The sequence below is a fragment of the Kocuria sp. CPCC 205231 genome, from assembly GCF_040980965.1.
Lineage (GTDB): Bacteria > Actinomycetota > Actinomycetes > Actinomycetales > Micrococcaceae > Kocuria > Kocuria rosea.
Genome location: NZ_JAVKPP010000015.1, coordinates 1 through 18,285, shown reverse-complemented (window position 1 = coordinate 18,285; position 18,285 = coordinate 1). Strand labels below are relative to the sequence as shown.

Genomic DNA, 18,285 nt, shown 5'->3' with positions numbered 1-18,285 from the left:
CCACCACCGCACCGACCGCACCGACCGCACCGACCGCACCGACCCAGGAGCTCACCATGACCACCGTCTCCCCCGCCCCCTCCGCGCCGACCGGCCGCGGCCCCGTGCGCATCGGCGTGGGCGGGCCCGTGGGCGCCGGCAAGACCCAGCTCGTGGAGCGGGTCACCCGCGCGCTGATCCACGAGGTCTCGATGGCCGCGATCACCAACGACATCTACACGATCGAGGACGCCAGGATCCTGGCCCGCAACGGCGTGCTGCCGCTGGACCGGATCGTGGGCATCGAGACCGGCGGCTGCCCGCACACCGCGATCCGCGAGGACACCTCGATGAACGAGGCCGCGATCGAGAAGCTGTGCGCCCAGCACCCGGACCTGCAGATCGTGTTCGTCGAGTCCGGCGGGGACAACCTCTCCGCCACGTTCAGCCCGGAGCTGGTCGACTTCTCCATCTACATCATCGACGTGGCCCAGGGCGAGAAGATCCCCCGCAAGGCCGGGCAGGGCATGATCAAGTCCGACCTGTTCGTCATCAACAAGACCGACCTCGCCCCGCACGTCGGCGCCGACCTCGACGTCATGGCCGCGGACTCCGCCGTGTTCCGCAAGGACCGCCCGTTCTGCTTCACCAACCTCCGGACCGACGAGGGCCTCGAGCGGATCCTCGCGTGGATCCGGCACGACGTGCTGATGCTGGACATGGTCCCGTGACCGCCGCCGCGCCGGCCTCCGCGCCGACGGGCCGGCTCGAGCTGGTGCTGGTGCCCCGCGGGGACCGGACCGTGGCGGCCCACCAGTTCCACGCCGGCGCCCTGCGCGTGCTGCGCCCGCACCACCTGGACGGGTCGGGGCAGCCGTGCTTCGTCGTCGTCAATCCCGGCGGCGGGTACCTCGGCGGGGACCGCTACGAGCTGGACGTCACGGTCGGGGCCGCCGGCACCGCTCTGGTCACCACCCAGTCCGCGACCAAGGTCTACCGCACCCCGGCCGCTCCCGCCCGCCAGGACGTACGTCTCGCGCTCGGTCCCGGCGCGGTCCTCGAGTACCTGCCGGACCAGCTCATCGCCTACGAGGACGCCGACTACGTGCAGTCCACGACCGTGACGATGGACCCCTCGGCCTGCCTCGTGGCGGGCGAGGTGGTCACCCCCGGGTGGGCGCCGGACGGCACCGTCTTCCGCTACCGCGGCGTGGTGCTGCGCACCGAGGTGCTGATGGGCGGGCGCACGGTGGTCCTCGACAACCTCCGCCTGCGCCCGGGCGAGGATGCCGTGGCCGGGCTCGGCTTCCTGGAGGGACGCACGCACCTCGGCTCCCTGCTGGTCGTGGACCCCCGGGCGGACCGGGAGCTGGTGGAGGAGGTCCACGGCCTGCTCGCCGCGGCCGAGGCCCGGGTGCCGGGGCTGCGGTGCGGGGTCTCCGAGCTGCCGGTGCCCGGCCTCGTGGTCCGCGCCCTGGGCCCCGGCTCCGCGGAGCTCACGGACCTGCTCCTGGACGTCTCGGCGCTGCTGCGCGCGCGGTGGACGGGACAGCCGCGCGTGGCGCTGCGGAAGTACTGAACCCCGCCGGCCCTCCCTCCGGGCCCGGGGCGGCCCTCGGGACCGAGGAGAGGACATGGGACGTCAACCCGCCGGAAACGCCGCGGCCACATGCCGGGACGAGGATGGGGGAACCGGGCGCACGAGACGGAAGGGGCTCCCCATGACCGCGAGCAGCAGATGGATCCTGGGCCTGGCCCGGGTGCGGCCGGGTGATCGGATCGAGGCCTGGGAGCACCGGCAGCCCCGCTTCACCGGCACGGTCAGCGAGGTGGTCCCGCAGCTGGGGATCGCCTGGGTCCTCGAGGACCGCACGGGACTCCGGCGGCTGGTCTCGATCCGGGGCCACCGGCTGCGTCGGTCCGAACTGGTGACCTCGGCCTGACCGCCCGGGGCCCTGGCACCGGCGCCGGAACGCGCGCACGATGGACCCCACGGGCGGGCACCAGGACCCGCCGCGGCCGGTGGAGGACACGATGCCAGAGGCTCTCACGTTCGACTCGGGCGGCGTCCCGTGCGCCGCCGCGCTGTACCGCCCGGCGCCGGCCGGCGCCGCGGTGCCCTGCGTGGTCATGGGCCACGGCTTCACCGGTACCCAGGACCAGCTGGCCGAGCACGCCGCCGGCCTCGCGGAGCACGGCCTGGCCGTGCTGACCTTCGACTACCGGCGGTTCGGCCGCAGCGGCGGCGCACCCCGGCAGATCGTGGACGCAGCGGAGCAGCTCGAGGACTGGCGGGCAGCCGTGCGCCTGGCCCGCTCCCTGCCCGGCCTCGACCCGGCCCGCACCGCGCTGTGGGGCAGCTCGCTGTCCGGCGGGCACGTCCTGCGGCTGGCCTCCGAGGACCGGCGGGTCCGGGCCGTGGTCGCCCAGGTGCCGGAGTTCGGCAAGGGCTCCGAGGGCACGGCCGGCGAGATCCGGGTCAAGAAGCAGCAGGAGCACATCCCGCTCGGGCTGCTCCTGCGGACCACCGTCCGGCTGCTGGCCGCCGCGGTCCGCGACGAGCTGCGGGGACGGCGCGGGCTCCCCCCGCGCTGCATCCCGGTGTTCGCGCTCCCCGGGGACGTGGGCGCGATCATCGACCCGGACAGCGACCGGTACCTGGAGCACGCCGTGAGGACGGGTCCGTCCTGGCGCAACGAGTTCGCGCCCCGGCTGCTCCTCCACCCTCCCGTGTACCTGCCGGGCACCGCCGAACGGGTGCGGGCGCCGCTGCTCGTGTGCGTCGCGGAGCAGGACACCGAGACGGATCCGCGGCGGGCCGCGCGGATCGCCCGGGCGGCGCCGCGGGGCGAGGTCGTGACGTACCCGGTGGGGCACTTCGCGGTCTACGAGGACCCCGTGCGCTCGCGCGTGCTCGAGGACCAGGCCCGGTTCCTGGTCCGCCACCTCCGCCCCGGGGCGGAGCCGGCCGGCGGCCGCTGACGGTTCCCTCGCCCGGAGCGGCCGAGGCTCCGTCTGCCGGGGGAGGCCCCGGGGCGGGCCGCGCCGATAGCGTGCTGGGAGCGGCCCCGGCGACGGACGCGGGCCGGCCGCGCCGACCTCCCCCGGAAGGACCCCGATGATCGACGCCCTGCAGGAATTCACCTCCTCCCTGCCGCCGCTGCTCCAGTGGCTGGGGGTGGTGGTGGCAGGAGCGATCCCGTTCGTCGAGTCCTACTTCGGGTCCGTCGTCGGCGTCCTGGCCGGCCTCGACCCGGCGATCGCCGTCGGGGCCGCCGTCGTCGGCAACGTCGCCTCCATGCTGGCGCTGGTCCTGGGCGCGCACGGCCTCCGCCGCAGGTTCGCCGGCGACCCCCGGGAGCCCTCGCCCCGGCAGCAGAGACTGCGCCGGGCCTTCGACAAGTACGGTGTGGCCGGTGTAAGCCTGCTCGGCCAGACCATCCTGCCCAGCCAGATCACGGCCACCGCCATGGTCTCCTTCGGCGCGGACCGCAACGCCGTCATCCGGTGGCAGATCGTCTCCATCGTCCTGTGGGGCGTCGCCTTCGGCACCCTCGCGGCCATGGGAGTCGGCCTGCTGGACGCCGGCTGAGCCGCGCCGGCGCCCGGAGCGCCGGACCGGGGTGCGGAAAACCGCAGGCGTACCAGGTGGAGAACGTCGCTGCGGCGACGACCCCCGCGACCGTAGCGTGAAGGCATGAGCACACCGCACGAGACCCGGCCCCTTCCACCCGTGCCGTGGGGCAGCCCCGGCACCGATCCCGGCAGCGGTCGTGGGACCCCGGACGACGCCCCCCGCCCCGCGGGCGGTTCCCGGCCCGCGGGCCCCGCCGCCGGGGCCCGGTCCCGGGAGTGGGGACCGTGGTCCCCCAGGACCCTGTTCTTCGGCACCACCGACCTCGTGGTGGACGCCGCGCTCGGCACGCTGTGGCTGACGGCCCTGGTCTCCCTGGTCTCCGCCGGCTTCGCCTCGCTCGCCGCCCTGGTGGGCGTGGTCCTGCTCGTGGCCGCGATCTACGCGGTCCGCGGGATCGAGTGGGTCGAGCGCCGCCGCACGCAGGCGGCGTTCGGGCTGCACCTGCCCGCCCCGCGCCGGCGCCGCTCGCCCCGCACCGACGGTTGGCGGATCGTCCACCAGTGGTGGCTGGACGTCTCCGACGCCGCGTTCTGGACGGGACTGCTGCACCTGCTCCTCACCACGGTCCTGGGCTGGGTCGCCGTGGCGGCCCTGGCCGGCACCGGCGCCGCCGTCGCCCTGGCCTTCGCGCCGCTCTACGCGGCGCCGAACAACCCGCTCTGGCCCTCCGAGGTGGTCGGGACCTGGCCGGACTGGGCCGTGGTCCTGACCGGGATCACCCTGACCCTCCTCGGGCTGCTCGTCGTGGTCCTCGCCGTGGCCGCGCACCGGGGCCTGTCCCGGCTGCTGCTCCGGGTGGACGAGGCGGCGGAGCTGCGCCGCCGGGCCGCCGAGGCCGCGGCCGCCCGCGAGACCGCCGTCCGCGGCGCCCGCACCGAGCGCTCCCGGATCGAACGCGACCTGCACGACGGCGTGCAGCCCCAGCTCGTGTCCGTGGCCATGAACCTGTCGATGGCCCAGCGCCGGATCGACCACGACCCCGCCGGGGCCAAGGACCTCATCGGGGAGGCGCATGCCACCACCAAGGCCGCGATCGCCGAGCTGCGCCGCCTGGCCCGGGGCTTCCACCCGGCGGTCCTGGAGGACCGGGGCCTCGATGCCGCCCTCTCCGCCGTGGCCGCCCAGTCCCCCGTCCCGGTCGCCGTGGACGTGCGGGTGCCGCGGCTGGCGCCGGAGACCGAGGCCGCCGTGTACTTCGCGGTCTCCGAGGGCATCGCCAACATCGTCAAGCACGCCCAGGCCGGCGCCGCGTCGGTGCGGGTGGGCCTCGAGACCGATCCCGCGGGAGGCACCCGCGTGGTCGCCCGGATCGCCGATGACGGCCGCGGCGGCGCCGTGGTGGTCCCCGGCGGCGGCCTGTCCGGGATCGCCGACCGGATCCGCTCCGCGGGCGGGCACTTCTTCCTCGACTCCCCCGCGGGCGGGCCGACCGAGCTGACCGTCGAGCTGCCGGTCGACCGGGGGGCGGGATCCTGATGCGCATCGTCATCGCCGAGGACGCCGTCCTCCTGCGCGCGGGCCTCGTCCGCCTGCTCACCGAGGCCGGCCACGAGGTGGTCGCCGACGTCGACACCGCGGAGGACCTGCTCCGGGCCGTCGAGGAGCACGAGCCGGACTTCGCCCTCGTGGACGTGCGGCTGCCGCCGACGTTCACGGACGAGGGCATCCGCGCCGCCGTCCTCGTCCGCTCCCAGCACCCGCGGATCGCGGTGCTCGTGCTCTCGCAGTACGTCGAGGAGCGCTACGCCTCGGAGCTCATCGCGTCCCGCCGGGACGGGCTGGGGTACCTGCTCAAGGACCGGGTCGCGGACGTCGACCAGTTCCTCGAGTCCGTGGAGACCGTGGGCGCGGGCGGCACCGTCCTGGACCCGGAGGTCGTCTCCCAGCTGCTCGTGCGCTCGCGGCACCGCCAGGACCTGGAGCTCCTCTCCCCGCGGGAGCACGAGGTGCTCGGGCTCATGGCCCAGGGGCTCTCCAACGCCTCGGTCGCCGCGAATCTCTTCCTCACCGAGTCCTCGGTGGAGAAGCACATCCGCTCCGTGTTCACCAAGCTGGGCCTCGCCCACGAGGACGGCGGCAACCGCCGCGTCCGTGCGGTCCTGCGCTACCTCGGCTACCCGGACCCCGGGCCCGGCCACACCCCGTCCGCAAACCCGTCCCACCAGGAGCACCGGCCATGAGCACCCACCCCGAGCACCCCGCCGCCCACGACTCCTCCCACGACGTCGTCAGCGACAACGAGCGCACGGCCTGGCTCGTCCCCACCGCCGTGCTCGGCGGCATCGGCGCCCTCCTCCTGCTGGGCGCCGGCGGCGCCACGGCCGCCGCGTCCCTGTCCGTCCAGGAGCACCGGGTGGACACCACCGTGACCGAGTCCGTGGACACGGTCGTGGTCGACAGCCGGTCGGCGGTCGTCGAGGTCGTGACGGCCGACGTCCCCGATCTGCGGGTGGAGTCCGTGTACGCCGGGTTCAGGCTCGAGAGCGCCCCCGAGCCCCGGGTCGAGGACGGCCGGCTGAGCATCGACGCCCTCCCGTCCCGCTCCTGGCCGGGCGCCGGCAGCGGGATGCACGTGCGGATCACCGTCCCGGCCGGGAACGAGCCCGTGGACCTGCGGCTCTCCGGGGACGCCGGCGCCCTGAGCGTCGAGGGCGACTTCGGCGACGTCCGGCTCGACACGGAGGCCGGCGTGATCGAGGCGAGCGGCAGCGCCCGCACCCTGTGGGCGTCCTCGGAGGTCGGCGCGGTGGACCTCGACGGGATCCGGGTGCGCGAGGACCTGGACGTGCACACCGAGGTCGGGGCCACCGAGGTCCGGCTCGTGGGCGAGGCCCCGCGGCGCGTGGCCGTCACGACCCGGGCGGGGGCCGTCGAGGCCGCGGTCCCGGACGCCGACTGGTGGACCCCCGCGGTGGCCGGCGCGGACGACCGCGACCCCGAGGACCTCACGGCGGCCACGGTCTGCGCCGCCGTCCCCGACGACCGCCCCTGCCTGTACGTGGCCTCGGCCGTGGGCGCGGCGGAGATCACCTACGGCGGCCGGTCCGCCGCCCCTAGCAGCGGGGCGTCCGGGCGGTAGACTGGACCCTGTTGTCCGGGTCGGGCGCACCGGGAGGGGGGACGGTGCGCACATCCTCCGAGGACCCCTGTGAACCCCCTGACCACCCCTTCCACGGCCGAGCGCGCGGCCCGCGTGCCCGCCGCCCCGGCCCCCGCCGCGGAGCACCCCGCGGCCGCCCCGCACGACACCGGCCGCCGGACGACGCCCTCGTCCGGCGGCCGGTACGCCCGGCTCGTGCAGCTCGCCGGGCGCGACTTCCTGCCGATCGCCTTCGCGGCCCGCCTGCCCCTGGCCATGCTCACCGTCGGGGCGCTCACCCTCGCCACCGCCGTCAGCGGCTCCTACGTCGTCGGAGGGCTGGCCGCCGGCGCCGTCGGGGTCGGTTCGGCGCTGGGCGGGCCCCTGATGGGCCACCTCGCCGACCGCCTGGGCCAGCAGGCCGTGCTGCTGGTCTCCGCCCTCGCCCACGCCGTGGCCATCGCGCTGCTGCTGGTCACCGCCTACGCCCCCGCGGGCCCGGACGCGCCGGCCGTGCCGCTGCTCGTCGGCGCGTCCCTGCTCGTGGGCGCCACCTGCCCCCAGGTCGGCCCGCTGGCCCGGGTGCGGTGGCGCGGCCTGGTCGGCGGGAACCGGCGCGAGCTGGACACCGCCCTGTCCTACGAGTCCACCGCCGACGAGCTGACCTTCGTGCTCGGCCCGGCCCTGGTCGGTGTCCTGGCCTCCCTGGTCGCCCCCTGGTCCCCCTTCGTCCTCGCGGCCGTCCTGACCCTCACCATGGTCACGCCCTTCGCCGTGCACCCCACGCGCCTGGCGGTCCCGGCCGTCTCGCGCGAGGACCGGCGCCGTGCGGCGGCCCGTCCCGTTCCCGTCCGGGAGCGGGTCCTCGTGCTGCTCCCCGTCCTGGGGATGGTGGCCATGGGCGCGTTCTTCGGCGCCGTGCAGAACGGTCTCAACGCCTTCGGCGGCGAGTTCGGGATCCAGAGCGCGACCGGTCTGCTCTACGCCGTGCTCGGCATCAGCTCGGCGGCCGCGGCCCTGTCGGTGGCGTGGTGGCCGCAGCGCTTCCGGCCCGCCTCCCGCTGGCTGGTCAGCTCCGGCGCCATGGCCGCCCTGAGCCTGCTGTTCCTGCTGCCGAGCGGGATCGGGTCGATGCTCGTGGTGCTGCTGCTCGCCGGTCTGCCGCTGGGGCCCGCCATGGTCACGATCTACACCATCGGCGGGGACGTCGCCCGGCCGGAGCGGCTGGGCACGGTCATGACGATGCTCGCGAGCGGCGTGGTCCTCGGCTCCGCCGTGGGCGCGGCGTCGGCCGGGCTCCTGGCCGAGACCGCCGGGCACCGGGGCGCGTTCGCCGCCGCGGTCGGCGCGGCCTGCGCCATGGTGCTGATCAGCGCGGTGCTGGCCGTGCTCCGGCGCCGGGACCGCTGACCGGCGGGACGTCCGGGTCCACGGACCCGTCCGGCGGGACCGGCGCGGTCAGACCAGCGGCGACTTGGGCCGGTGCTCCTTGTTGCCCAGGCCCTCCCGGCCGTCCAGGTTGTCGACGAGCTCCCGCAGCGCCTCGAGCGAGCTCACGCTCTCCGACCAGCCGGTGACCTCGCGGATCCGCGTGGTGTCCATGATCGGCACGGCGCCGGCCAGGTCGATCCATCCGGGGTCGGTGGGCTGCAGCCGCAGCCGGTAGGTGATCGCCACGAGCGCGCGCACCAGGGCCGGCGGCACGGGCAGCACGCGCCGGGCGCCGAGCACCTTCGCCACGCCGTCGGCGCCGAGCACCGGCTCGGCGGCGACGTTGAACGCCCCGCCGGCCCGGTGCTGGACGACCCGCCAGAACGCGTCCGCGACGTCGTCGGTGTGCAGCGTCTGGAAGCGGAACTTCTCGGGGAACGGCAGCATGGGCAGGCGCAGCCGGGCGATGAGCTTCCTGGGCACGAGGGCGCCGAAGAAGTAGTCCCCGATCTCGGGGGCGGCGTCCGCCTGGAACAGGAAGCCGGGCCGCAGCCGGGTCACCACGATCCCGGGGTGGGCCTCCTCGAACCGGTTGAGCAGCGCCTCCGTCTCGGCCTTCTGCACGTTGTAGTGCGAGGTCTCGACCCCGCCGACCGGCCAGGACTCGTCCACGGCCCGGTCCTTGGGGCCGGGGCTGTAGGCGCCGAGCGAGGAGGGGTAGACGATCTGGGGCACACCGGCGAGCACCACGGCGTCGAGCACGTGGACGAGGCCGTCCACGTTCGTTTCGTGCATCAGCGCGAAGTCCCGGTTCGGGCGGATGAGCCACACGAGGTGGATCACGGCGTCCGCGCCGGCCATGATCTCCGCCAGCGCCGCGGTGGACTCCTTCGCGGCGACGTCGACGGTGTGCCACTCCACGCCGTCGTAGGGCTCCCCGTCCCGCTCGGGCCCCTCGCGGGAGACCCCGACGATGTGGGTGACCTCCGGCGCGGCGTGCAGCCGGCGGAGCACCGCGGTGCCCACGTTGCCCGTGGCTCCCAGGACGACGATCTTCACGGTGCTCCCCCTCCGCCGGTGCAGGACCTACTGGTCCTGGACCCTGCCGCTCTCGCCCTGCAGGCGGTCGATGTGCTTGGACGCCTCGGCCTTGGTGAGGTCCGCCGGCAGCTCCTCGCCGGCCTCGCGGGCCAGGGTGTCGAGGTAGCTGCGCTGCGCGCTGGTCATCGGCTCCTCGCCGGTGGCCCACTCGTCCGGGTCGCGGTCGAGCCCGCTGCCCGGTTCGGGGCTGGAGGCGCCGATGGTCTGCTGCTCGTCGGGGTCCGGGGATCCGCTCGCGTTCTCAGTCATGCGCCCCATGATAGTCACATCCCTTATGGTTTCCGCCCGGCCCGGCGGCCCCGCACCCCGTCCTGCCGCACCCCTCCTGCCGCGAGGGGGACGGAGTCAGTAGGCTGGTGGCCCCGGGGAGATCCGTGCTGGGCCCCGGCGACGCCCTTCCCACGAGCGAGGAGTAGCAGATGAGCGAGCAGCCGCCCACCGGCCCGAACGGCGCCGCGGGCGCCGGAGTCCGGTCCGACAAGCTCGAGGCCTACATGCTCGGGCACTACATGGGGGCCCTCTCCGGGGTGCGGCTCTTCGACGAGGCGGCCACCACGTGGGCCGGCACCCCCTACGAGGGCCGGTTCGCGGTGTTCGTCGACGAGATCAAGGACGACATCGGCCGCCTCGAGGCAATGATCGACCGCCTGGGCTCCGGCCGGCGCACGGTGGCCAAGGGGCTCGGGACCGTCACCGGCATCGCCTCCCGGCTCAATCCGCTGAGCCGGATCCGGGAGCGGACCGGCATCGCCGCCCACGGTGAGCTCGAGATGTTGCAGTCCCTGGTGGTCGCCAAGCGCAGCATGTGGGTCACGCTCCTGGAGCTCGCCCCCGCCGAGCCGCGCCTCGACGCCGAGGAGCTGAGGACCCTCGAGGCCGGGGCCGCCGACCAGTACGACCGTCTGCGGGCCATCGCCGCGGAGACGGCACAGGACCGGTTCCTCGCCCGGGACTGACCCCGTGATCGACAGCTCCGCGCCCCGCGGCACCGGGGCCGCTCCACCGCCCGCGGACGACGACGCCTCCGGCCCGGCCGCCCCGGACGCCTCCCCCGCCGCCGCCTGGGAGGCGCTGCTCGCCGGCCGGACCGGCCCCGTGCCGCCGCCGGGGGCGGAGCTCGTCGAACGCTACGGACCGCTCGTGGCGCACCGGGGCCCCCTCGTCCTCGCCCAGCTGGGACAGAGCCTGGACGGGTTCATCGCCTCGCGCACCGGGCACGCCGAGTTCGTGACCGGCCCGGAGGACCGGGAGCACCTGCACCGGTTGCGCGCACTCGTGGAGGCCGTGGTCGTGGGCGTCGGCACCGTGGTCGCCGACGACTGCCGGCTGACCGTCCGCGCCGTGCCCGGCCCCCATCCCACCCGGGTGGTCCTGGACCCCTCGGCGCGCGCCCCGCTGACCTCGGCCGTGCTCACGGACGGAGCCGCGCCCACGCTGTGGGTCGTGGGCGAGGACGCGGACGTGCCCGCGGCGCCGGCGCCGCACGTCGCGGTGCTGCGGGTGCCCGTGGGCGAGCACGGGCTGGCACCCCGGGCCGTGCTCGAGGCGCTGGCCCGGCGGGGCCTGCGGCGGGTGCTCGTGGAGGGCGGCGGGCGCACCGTCTCGGGGTTCCTCGCGGCCGGGACGCTGCACCGTCTCTACCTCACCACCGCGCCCATGCTCATCGGGGACGGGGTGCCGGGCATCCGGTTCCCCGGCGCGGACCACCTCTCCGGGGCGCTGCGCGCCCCGGTGCGCCGCTTCGTGCTCGGCGACGACCTCTGCACCGAGCTGACCTTCCGGGCCTGAGCCCATCCGGGTCCGACGACCGGTGCGGCTCAGGCGCCCAGCCGCTCCCGCAGGCTCTTGACGTGGCCCTCGGCCTGGACGTTGTACTCCGCGGAGCTCACGGTGCCGTCCTGCTCGATGATGAAGGTCGAGCGGAGCGGGCCGGTCCGGGTCTCCCCGTTGACCGTCTTCTCCCCCCAGGCACCCCATGCCCGGGCGGCCTGACCGTCGGGGTCGGAGAGCAGCCGGTAGGGAAGGTGGTACTCCTCGGCGAATCGGGACAGGGTCTCGGGGTCGTCCCCGGAGACCCCGAGCACGGTGTAGCCCAGGTGCTGGAGCGAGGCGAGGCTGTCCCGGAAGTCGCACGCCTCGGAGGTGCAGCCGGGGGTGAAGGCCTTGGGATAGAAGTAGACGATCACCTTGTGGTCGCGCAGCTCGGAGAGCCGGACCTGCTGTCCTTCGTGGTCGGTCAGTGCGAGGTCGGGGGCCTGCCGGCCGGTCCGGATCTGCTGGGTCATGGGTTCTCCTCGAGGGGTGGATCGGTGGAGCGAGCCGGCGCGCTGGTCTGCACCGGCTCCTGGAGGACGTGGTTACGGGAGGCGTCGAGCGGCCGCGCGGCCCACCATCGCGCCCACGCAGGCCGAGGACACCGCGAGCGCCCACAGCGGTGCGGTCCGCCGGTGCCGGTGCAGCGGGCGGCTGAGGTCCGGGTCGCAGTCGATGGCGGTGTAGTCGAAGAAGATCGCGGGTGCGGGCGACGGCGCGGTGTGGTTCACGGGTTCCTCCAGGATTCGTACTATGGAATCAAGTTTCCACAATATGAAATTAGTACCTCCTGGGGCGCTCGTCAAGAGGGGTCGCGAGAACGGGTGCCCCCGGAGACAGTGTCGCGGAGGTCCCCGGCGCGGAGTGCGGCACCGATCCGTCAGCCGCGGCCGGCGAACGGCATCCCCGAGGCGGTCAGCACGAGCGAGTTCACCGTGGCGGAGGCGGGCAGCTCGGCCATCATCAGCACCGCCCGCCCCACCTCCTCGACGGGGAAGCTCGGTTCCGGTCGCAGCGTGCCGTCGGCCTGCAGGGCGCCGCCGTCCGTGCCCAGGCCCGCCAGCAGCTCCGTGGCCGCGTTGCCGATGTCGATCTGCCCGCAGGTGATGCCGTAGGGGCGCCCGTCCAGGTCCAGGGACCGGGTGAGGCCGGTGACGGCGTGCTTGCTCGCGGTGTAGGCCGCGGACAGGGGCCGGGGCGCGTGCGCGGAGATCGAGCCGTTGTTGATGATCCGCCCACCCCGGGGCTGCTGCCGCTTCATGATCCGGACGGCCTGTGCCGAGCACAGGAACGTGCCGGTGAGGTTGACCTCCAGGGTGCGCTGCCACTCCGCGGGATCGATCTCGTCCGCCCCGCCGCGGGGCCCGAACGTGCCCGCGTTGTTGAACAGGACGTCGATCCGCCCGGTCAGCTCCTCGATCTCCCGGAAGGCCGAGGCCACGCTCTCGGCGTCGGCCACATCCACCGGGACGATCCGGGCGCCCGGCGCCCCGGCGGCGGTCTCCACCAGGGCGGCACGCCGCCGGCCGGCCAGCACCACCACCCACCCGGCCGCCAGGAAGGCGCGCGCCACCGCGCGGCCGATCCCCGAACCGGCTCCCGTCACCACGAGCACCCTCTCCTCCGCACCCGGACCGCCGTGCCGATCCCCTGCTCCATCCATGACGTTCCTTCCGCACTCCCTCGGCATGGCCGCAATCCTCCTGCCCCGCGGTGAAACCGAAGTTTCACTCCCGGCATCTCTCTGCAAAAAATCAGTAACACAAGGATGCGACCATTGACTTCCAGCTTGTGAGCCAGTTCACTATACGTAGTGAAAGTTTTCTTCCACATTACGGAATACAGAGAGGTGACAGGCACACTCCATGAAGCTCACCGCGTTCAACTCCCTCAACAGGACCCAGGCGGCCGAGGTCGTCCGTCCGGCGCTCGACATCCCGCGCTGGGTGGAGGCCGTGGTCGACGCCCGGCCCTACGCCCACCATGATGCCCTGCTCAGCACGGCCCGGACGGCCGCGAAACCGTTCGGCGCCGAGGAGATCGAGAGAGCCCTGTCCCACCACCCTCGCATCGGCGAGCGGGCCGAGGGCGACCACGCGGAGGCCGGGCTGTCGCGAGCGGAGCAGTCCGCGGTCGACCCCACGGACACCGACGTCCAGCAGCGCCTGCGCGAGGGCAACCTCGCCTACGAGGAGCGGTTCGGCCAGGTGTTCCTCATCCGCGCCGCCGGGCGCAGCCCCGAGGAGATCCTCGACCAGCTCTCCGCCCGCATGGACAACGACCCCGGGACGGAGCAGGCCGTGGTCGCCGACCAGCTGCGCCAGATCGCCCTCCTCCGACTCGAAGGACTCGTCACCCCATGAGCTACGTCACCGCCCACGTCCTCGACTCCGTCACCGGCACCCCCGCCCAGGGGATCGCCGTGGCCCTCGAGGCCGCCGACGGCACCTCCATCGCGACCGCCGAGACCAACGCCGACGGACGCGTGCCCGAACTGGGCCCAGAGACCCTGGAATCCGGCGACTACCGGATCACCTTCGCCACGGGACAGTACTTCGCCGGCCGGAACCAGCCGACGTTCTACCCGTTCGTGACGGTGAACTTCACGGTGCAGGCCGAGGAGAGGCACTACCACGTGCCGCTCCTGCTGAGCCCGTTCGCCTTTTCCACCTACCGGGGCAGTTGACCCAGGAGTCGACGGGTCAGCCCGTCTTCGACCGCCCCGATCAGCAGATACCGCCTTCCACACTCCAAGGAGAAACGTCATGACCGACGTCATCACCGAGAAGACCACGGACACCGTCGTCCTGGGCAAGAACCAGTACGGCAAGGCCGAGAACCACGTGGTGCGCATCAACCGCGACACCGACCGCCACGAGATCCGCGACCTCGTGGTCACCTCGCAGCTGCGCGGCGACCTGGAGGAGGTGCACACCCTCGGCGACAACGCCCACTGCGTGCCCACGGACACGCAGAAGCAGACCGTGTTCGCCTTCGCCCAGCAGTACGGGATCGAGTCCCCCGAGCAGTTCCTGCTCGAGCTCGCCGACCACTTCACCGGCGAGTTCGAGTGGATCACCGGTGGTCGCTGGGCGGCCCAGGAGTACGCGTGGAACCGCATCAACGACCACGACCACTGCTTCGTGCAGCACAAGGACGAGGTGCGCACCGCGGTGGTCGTCGCCGACGGCGAGGAGCGCACGGTGATCTCCGGGTTCAAGGACCTCACCGTCCTGAAGTCCACGCAGTCCGGCTTCACGGGCTACCCGAAGGACAAGTACACGGTCCTGCCCGAGACCGAGGACCGGATCATGTCCACGGACGTGGCCACCCGGTGGCGCTACAACACCACCGACGTGGACTACGACGCCGTCTACGAGAACGTCAAGAAGATCATCCTGGCCAAGTTCACCGACCACTACTCCAAGGCCCTGCAGGAGACCCTCTACCTGATGGGCAAGGCCGTCATCGAGGCCCACCCGGAGATCGACGAGATCAAGTTCTCGTGCCCGAACAAGCACCACTTCGTGTACGACCTCGGCTTCTGCGGCCTCGAGAACGACAAGGAGACCCACTGGGCGGCCGACCGTCCCTACGGGCTCATCGAGGCCACGATCCAGCGCAAGGGGGCCGCGGAGAACGAGGCCGCCTGGATGGGCATCGCCGGCTTCTGCTGAGTACCGCACTCCCCGGTGCCGCCCACAGCGGCACCGGCCGGGGTCCGTCGTCGTCCGTGCGCGACGACGGCGGGCCCCGCACCCTCCTGCGAGCGGCGCCCACGCTGCCGGCTCACCCGGCGCCCCGCGGCGCCCACCGGGCATCGCGCACCTCTCCACCTCCTCGCTCCGCCCCGGTCCCGCTCCGACGCCGGCACCGGGTCTCTCCCGTCACCAGGATCCTTAGGAGAACACCATGGCCAGGTCACGCACCGCCGAGCCGCCCACCACCACCCGCGCCCGCCCCGAGGACGAGTACCTCGGCGCGGGCGCCAGCCTCGGCTACGGGCTGCAGCACGTGCTCACCATGTACGGCGGCATCATCGCGCCGCCGCTCATCATCGGCGGGGTCGCCGGCATGACCCCGCAGGAGCAGGGTCTGCTCATCGCGGCCTCGCTGTTCGTGGGCGGACTCGCCACGGTCCTGCAGTCCTGGGGCTTCAAGTTCTTCGGCTCGCAGCTGCCGCTCGTGCAGGGCACCTCCTTCGCCGGCGTGGCCACCATGACCGCGATCGTCCAGAGCGGCGGCGGCATCCAGGCCGTCTTCGGCGCCGTCATCGTCGCCTCGGTCGTCGGCTTCCTCATCACACCGTTCTTCGTGAGCATCATCCGCTTCTTCCCGCCGGTCGTCACCGGCGTGGTGATCACGTCCATCGGCCTCACGCTGTTCCCGGTGGCGGCCCGCTGGGCCATGGGCGGCAACGCGCAGTCGCCCGAGTACGGCTCGGTCGGCAACATCGCCCTGGCCGGCCTGACCCTGCTGATCATCATGCTGCTCTCCAAGCTGGGCAGCGCCGCCATCTCCCGGCTCTCCATCCTCATCGGCCTGGTGCTCGGCACGGCCGCGGCCGCGGCGCTGGGCATGGCGGACTTCAGCCAGGTGCTCAGCGGCGACATTTTCGCCGTCCCGCAGCCACTGGCCTTCGGTCCCCCCGTGTTCGAGGTGGCGGCCATCATCTCCATGTTCATCGTCATCCTCGTGACCCTCACCGAGACCACCGCCGACATCATCGCGGTCGGCGAGATCGTCGACACGAAGGTCGACAAGAAGCGCATCGCCGATGGCCTGCGCGCGGACATGGCCTCCTCCGCCCTGGCCCCCCTCTTCAACGGCTTCACCCAGAGCGCCTTCGCCCAGAACGTGGGGCTCGTGGCCATCACCGGCGTCAAGAGCCGCTTCGTGGTCACGGCCGGCGGCCTCATCCTCGTGACCCTCGGCCTGCTGCCCGTGCTCGGCCGGGTCGTCGCGGCGGTCCCGCCGCCCGTGCTCGGCGGGGCCGGCATCGTGCTCTTCGGCAGCGTGGCCGCCTCCGGCATCCGCACCCTGGCGAAGGTGGACTTCGGCAACGGCGCCAACCTGATCATCGTGGCCACCTCCCTCGGGTTCGGCATGCTGCCCATCGCCGTGCCCGAGATCTACGCGAACTTCCCGTCCTGGTTCGAGACGATCTTCCACTCCGGCATCAGCTCGGCGGCCGTGATGGCGATCCTGCTCAACATCCTGTTCAACGAGTTCCGCGCCGGCAACCCGCCGAGGGGCACCGGCTCCGTCTTCGCCAACGCCCCGGTGCGCGCGGTGCGCTACGAGAGCATCGAGCACCTGCAGGACCACCTCCAGGAGGGTGACACGATCCGGAACGGCAAGCTCGTGGACTGCGACGGCAACGAGGTGCCCGTCATCACCGCCGCCGGCGAGATCATCGACACCAGGGTCTGCAAGCCCCAGGACGGCCCCGGCGGCTCGTCCGCGCACTGACCCGCCGGCGAACCTCCACCGGTCTTCTGCGGCGCCGGGGATCCCGGCGCCGCAGGAGGCCGGTCGGACACGCCTCTCCTCCACCCCTGGCTTTCTCCACCCATGACCACTGAGAAAGAGTTGACGTGACCCCTGAGCACATGGTTGAACACCGCAACCGGCCGACCCCCGACACCCCGGACAGCACATCGGTCGCAGCCGCGCAGTGGCTGGGTTCGTTCGAGGACCTCGTCGAGAAGCAGGTGCGGGAGCGGACGCAGTACCTCCTGCAGTCGTCGGCACCACGACCCGGGTCCGCGGGCCCGGCCGCGCCGACGGTCACCACGGACTACGTGAACACGATCCCCGTGGACCAGGAGCCGGAGTTCCCGGGCGACGAGGAGATCGAGCGCACCTACCGCCGCTGGCTGCGCTGGAACGCCGCCGTGATGGTGCACCGGGCCCAGCGCCCCGAGATCGGCGTGGGCGGACACATCTCCACCTACGCCGGCGCGGCCACCCTCTACGAGGTGGGCTTCAACCACTTCTTCCGCGGCCCCGACCATCCCGGCGGCGGGGACCAGGTCTTCTTCCAGGGCCACGCCTCCCCGGGCATGTACGCCCGGGCGTTCCTGGAGGGGCGGCTCACCGAGGAGCAGCTGGACGGGTTCCGGCAGGAGAAGTCCAAGGGCAGCAACGGCATCCCGTCCTATCCGCACCCCCGGTCCATGCCGGACTTCTGGCAGTTCCCCACGGTCTCGATGGGCATCGGGCCGATGAACGCGATCTACCAGGCGCAGTTCAACCGCTACCTGCACCACCGCGGGATCAAGGACACCTCCGAGCAGCAGGTCTGGGCGTTCCTGGGCGACGGCGAGATGGACGAGCCGGAGTCGCGCGGGCTGCTGCAGCTGGCCGCCAACGAGAAGCTGGACAACCTCAACTTCGTGATCAACTGCAACCTGCAGCGCCTGGACGGGCCGGTGCGCGGCAACGGCAAGATCGTCCAGGAGCTGGAGGCCTTCTTCCGCGGGGCGGGCTGGAACGTGGTCAAGGTGCTGTGGGGACGGGAGTGGGACCCCCTGCTGGCGGCCGACACGAACGGCGAGCTGGTCCGGGTCATGAACGAGACCCTCGACGGGGACTACCAGACCTTCAAGGCGGAGTCCGGCGGGTTCGTCCGCGACCACTTCTTCGGCCGGTCCACCACCACCAAGGAGCTCGTCGCGGACATGACCGACGACGAGATCTGGGCCCTCAAGCGGGGCGGCCACGACTATCGGAAGGTCTACGCCGCCTACCGGGCAGCCACCGAGTTCCGGGGCAAGCCCACGGTGGTGCTCGCGATGACGGTGAAGGGCTACGGCCTGGGCGCCTCCTTCGAGGCGCGCAACGCGACCCACCAGATGAAGAAGCTGACCCTGGAGGACCTCAAGGCCTTCCGCGATCTCTTGCGCATCCCGGTCACCGACGAGCAGATCGACGACGACCTCTACGGCGCCCCGTACTACCACCCCGGCCCCGACGCCCCGGAGATCCGGTACCTTCTCGAGCGGCGCAAGGAGCTGGGCGGAGGCCTGCCCGTGCGCCGAGCCCGGCACGCACCCGTGGTGCTGCCCGGCGACGACGCCTACCGGTTCGGCAAGAAGGGCTCGGGCAAGCAGATGGCGGCCACCACCATGGCCTTCGTGCGCGTCCTGCGGGATCTCATGCGGAGCAAGGACTTCGGCCACCGGATCGTGCCCATCGTCCCCGACGAGGCCCGCACCTTCGGCATGGACTCGTTCTTCCCCAC

Annotated in this window: 20 protein-coding genes and 1 pseudogene; 16 read left to right on the top strand and 5 right to left on the bottom strand. The window is 73.1% G+C overall.

What is annotated here, in order from left to right:
• The first annotated feature begins 56 nt into the window (after positions 1 to 56).
• From ureG to RF640_RS14885, 9 genes are all read left to right on the top strand, one after another.
• Complete coding sequence (ureG, locus tag RF640_RS14925; RefSeq protein WP_109221331.1) at positions 57 to 710, top strand: urease accessory protein UreG; 654 nt, start codon at positions 57 to 59, stop codon at positions 708 to 710.
• The gene (locus RF640_RS14920; RefSeq protein ID WP_242630488.1) at positions 707 to 1,558 is read left to right on the top strand and encodes an urease accessory protein UreD; all 852 of its coding nucleotides are present in this window, start codon (positions 707 to 709) and stop codon (positions 1,556 to 1,558) included. The genes ureG and RF640_RS14920 overlap by 4 nt, the downstream gene beginning before the upstream one ends.
• A gap of 142 nt (positions 1,559 to 1,700) precedes the next feature.
• Positions 1,701 to 1,922 (top strand): hypothetical protein, encoded by a 222-nt coding sequence (locus RF640_RS14915; protein WP_109221332.1) that lies wholly within the window; start codon positions 1,701 to 1,703, stop codon positions 1,920 to 1,922.
• Positions 1,923 to 2,013: 91 nt separating this feature from the next.
• Positions 2,014 to 2,961 carry an alpha/beta hydrolase gene (locus RF640_RS14910; protein ID WP_158279179.1) on the top strand — a complete coding sequence of 316 codons (948 nt, stop codon included), beginning with the start codon at positions 2,014 to 2,016 and terminating at the stop codon, positions 2,959 to 2,961.
• A gap of 136 nt (positions 2,962 to 3,097) precedes the next feature.
• A complete protein-coding gene (locus tag RF640_RS14905; RefSeq protein ID WP_017834789.1) occupies positions 3,098 to 3,571 on the top strand; it encodes a hypothetical protein in 474 nt (157 codons plus the stop codon).
• 105 nt (positions 3,572 to 3,676) lie between these two features.
• The gene (locus tag RF640_RS14900; protein ID WP_081994023.1) at positions 3,677 to 5,092 is read left to right on the top strand and encodes a histidine kinase; all 1,416 of its coding nucleotides are present in this window, start codon (positions 3,677 to 3,679) and stop codon (positions 5,090 to 5,092) included.
• The gene (locus RF640_RS14895) at positions 5,092 to 5,796 is read left to right on the top strand and encodes a response regulator transcription factor (RefSeq protein ID WP_017834787.1); all 705 of its coding nucleotides are present in this window, start codon (positions 5,092 to 5,094) and stop codon (positions 5,794 to 5,796) included. The genes RF640_RS14900 and RF640_RS14895 overlap by 1 nt, the downstream gene beginning before the upstream one ends.
• Positions 5,793 to 6,695 carry a hypothetical protein gene (locus RF640_RS14890; protein WP_272026707.1) on the top strand — a complete coding sequence of 301 codons (903 nt, stop codon included), beginning with the start codon at positions 5,793 to 5,795 and terminating at the stop codon, positions 6,693 to 6,695. Before RF640_RS14895 ends, RF640_RS14890 begins: the two co-directional genes overlap by 4 nt.
• A gap of 69 nt (positions 6,696 to 6,764) precedes the next feature.
• Positions 6,765 to 8,105 carry an MFS transporter gene (locus RF640_RS14885; RefSeq protein WP_368828322.1) on the top strand — a complete coding sequence of 447 codons (1,341 nt, stop codon included), beginning with the start codon at positions 6,765 to 6,767 and terminating at the stop codon, positions 8,103 to 8,105.
• 48 nt (positions 8,106 to 8,153) lie between these two features.
• Here RF640_RS14885 and RF640_RS14880 read toward each other — a convergent pair whose 3' ends face one another.
• Positions 8,154 to 9,185, bottom strand: coding sequence for an NAD-dependent epimerase/dehydratase family protein (locus RF640_RS14880; protein ID WP_272026704.1), 1,032 nt, complete (start codon positions 9,183 to 9,185; stop codon positions 8,154 to 8,156).
• Positions 9,186 to 9,212: 27 nt separating this feature from the next.
• The gene (locus tag RF640_RS14875) at positions 9,213 to 9,476 is read right to left on the bottom strand and encodes a DUF3072 domain-containing protein (protein WP_017834783.1); all 264 of its coding nucleotides are present in this window, start codon (positions 9,474 to 9,476) and stop codon (positions 9,213 to 9,215) included.
• A gap of 170 nt (positions 9,477 to 9,646) precedes the next feature.
• Between RF640_RS14875 and RF640_RS14870 the strand changes: the two genes are divergently transcribed.
• Together RF640_RS14870 and RF640_RS14865 are read left to right on the top strand one after the other, a co-directional pair.
• The gene (locus RF640_RS14870) at positions 9,647 to 10,183 is read left to right on the top strand and encodes a hypothetical protein (RefSeq protein ID WP_272026703.1); all 537 of its coding nucleotides are present in this window, start codon (positions 9,647 to 9,649) and stop codon (positions 10,181 to 10,183) included.
• A 4-nt stretch (positions 10,184 to 10,187) separates the two neighbouring features.
• Positions 10,188 to 11,015 carry a RibD family protein gene (locus tag RF640_RS14865; protein WP_229587324.1) on the top strand — a complete coding sequence of 276 codons (828 nt, stop codon included), beginning with the start codon at positions 10,188 to 10,190 and terminating at the stop codon, positions 11,013 to 11,015.
• 29 nt (positions 11,016 to 11,044) lie between these two features.
• Here RF640_RS14865 and bcp read toward each other — a convergent pair whose 3' ends face one another.
• The 3 genes from bcp to RF640_RS14850 form a co-directional block, all read right to left on the bottom strand.
• Positions 11,045 to 11,512, bottom strand: coding sequence for a thioredoxin-dependent thiol peroxidase (gene bcp / locus RF640_RS14860; RefSeq protein WP_109268303.1), 468 nt, complete (start codon positions 11,510 to 11,512; stop codon positions 11,045 to 11,047).
• Positions 11,513 to 11,584: 72 nt separating this feature from the next.
• Entirely contained in the window at positions 11,585 to 11,770 is a 186-nt protein-coding gene (locus RF640_RS14855; RefSeq protein WP_095651226.1) for a hypothetical protein, read from the bottom strand.
• 149 nt (positions 11,771 to 11,919) lie between these two features.
• Positions 11,920 to 12,702: an SDR family oxidoreductase gene (locus RF640_RS14850; RefSeq protein ID WP_368828320.1), complete on the bottom strand. Its 783-nt coding sequence runs from the start codon at positions 12,700 to 12,702 to the stop codon at positions 11,920 to 11,922.
• A gap of 202 nt (positions 12,703 to 12,904) precedes the next feature.
• Here RF640_RS14850 and uraD point away from each other — a divergent pair, with 202 nt between their 5' ends.
• From uraD to RF640_RS14825, 5 genes and pseudogenes are all read left to right on the top strand, one after another.
• Positions 12,905 to 13,402 (top strand): 2-oxo-4-hydroxy-4-carboxy-5-ureidoimidazoline decarboxylase, encoded by a 498-nt coding sequence (gene uraD / locus RF640_RS14845; RefSeq protein ID WP_229587327.1) that lies wholly within the window; start codon positions 12,905 to 12,907, stop codon positions 13,400 to 13,402.
• Positions 13,399 to 13,725, top strand: a complete 327-nt coding sequence (gene uraH / locus RF640_RS14840; protein ID WP_017834776.1) for a hydroxyisourate hydrolase — start codon at positions 13,399 to 13,401, stop codon at positions 13,723 to 13,725. Before uraD ends, uraH begins: the two co-directional genes overlap by 4 nt.
• Positions 13,726 to 13,804: 79 nt before the next feature.
• A complete protein-coding gene (pucL, locus tag RF640_RS14835) occupies positions 13,805 to 14,716 on the top strand; it encodes a factor-independent urate hydroxylase (RefSeq protein ID WP_272026699.1) in 912 nt (303 codons plus the stop codon).
• Positions 14,717 to 14,951: 235 nt separating this feature from the next.
• Entirely contained in the window at positions 14,952 to 16,511 is a 1,560-nt protein-coding gene (locus tag RF640_RS14830) for a nucleobase:cation symporter-2 family protein (RefSeq protein ID WP_368828319.1), read from the top strand.
• A 140-nt stretch (positions 16,512 to 16,651) separates the two neighbouring features.
• Positions 16,652 to 18,285: pseudogene (locus tag RF640_RS14825) on the top strand (pyruvate dehydrogenase (acetyl-transferring), homodimeric type); the annotation flags it as partial.

Bases quoted from the DNA above. Each gene is read 5' to 3' on its own strand.
- bcp (WP_109268303.1), bottom strand. From the start codon at position 11,512: ATGACCCAGCAGATCCGGACCGGCCGGCAGGCCCCCGACCTCGCACTG.
- uraH (WP_017834776.1), top strand. From the start codon at position 13,399: ATGAGCTACGTCACCGCCCACGTCCTCGACTCCGTCACCGGCACCCCC.
- pucL (WP_272026699.1), top strand. From the start codon at position 13,805: ATGACCGACGTCATCACCGAGAAGACCACGGACACCGTCGTCCTGGGC.
- RF640_RS14915 (WP_109221332.1), top strand. From the start codon at position 1,701: ATGACCGCGAGCAGCAGATGGATCCTGGGCCTGGCCCGGGTGCGGCCG.
- RF640_RS14830 (WP_368828319.1), top strand. From the start codon at position 14,952: ATGGCCAGGTCACGCACCGCCGAGCCGCCCACCACCACCCGCGCCCGC.
- RF640_RS14890 (WP_272026707.1), top strand. From the start codon at position 5,793: ATGAGCACCCACCCCGAGCACCCCGCCGCCCACGACTCCTCCCACGAC.
- RF640_RS14905 (WP_017834789.1), top strand. From the start codon at position 3,098: ATGATCGACGCCCTGCAGGAATTCACCTCCTCCCTGCCGCCGCTGCTC.
- ureG (WP_109221331.1), top strand. From the start codon at position 57: ATGACCACCGTCTCCCCCGCCCCCTCCGCGCCGACCGGCCGCGGCCCC.
- RF640_RS14895 (WP_017834787.1), top strand. From the start codon at position 5,092: ATGCGCATCGTCATCGCCGAGGACGCCGTCCTCCTGCGCGCGGGCCTC.
- RF640_RS14900 (WP_081994023.1), top strand. From the start codon at position 3,677: ATGAGCACACCGCACGAGACCCGGCCCCTTCCACCCGTGCCGTGGGGC.
- uraD (WP_229587327.1), top strand. From the start codon at position 12,905: ATGAAGCTCACCGCGTTCAACTCCCTCAACAGGACCCAGGCGGCCGAG.
- RF640_RS14850 (WP_368828320.1), bottom strand. From the start codon at position 12,702: ATGGATGGAGCAGGGGATCGGCACGGCGGTCCGGGTGCGGAGGAGAGG.
- RF640_RS14870 (WP_272026703.1), top strand. From the start codon at position 9,647: ATGAGCGAGCAGCCGCCCACCGGCCCGAACGGCGCCGCGGGCGCCGGA.
- RF640_RS14910 (WP_158279179.1), top strand. From the start codon at position 2,014: ATGCCAGAGGCTCTCACGTTCGACTCGGGCGGCGTCCCGTGCGCCGCC.
- RF640_RS14875 (WP_017834783.1), bottom strand. From the start codon at position 9,476: ATGACTGAGAACGCGAGCGGATCCCCGGACCCCGACGAGCAGCAGACC.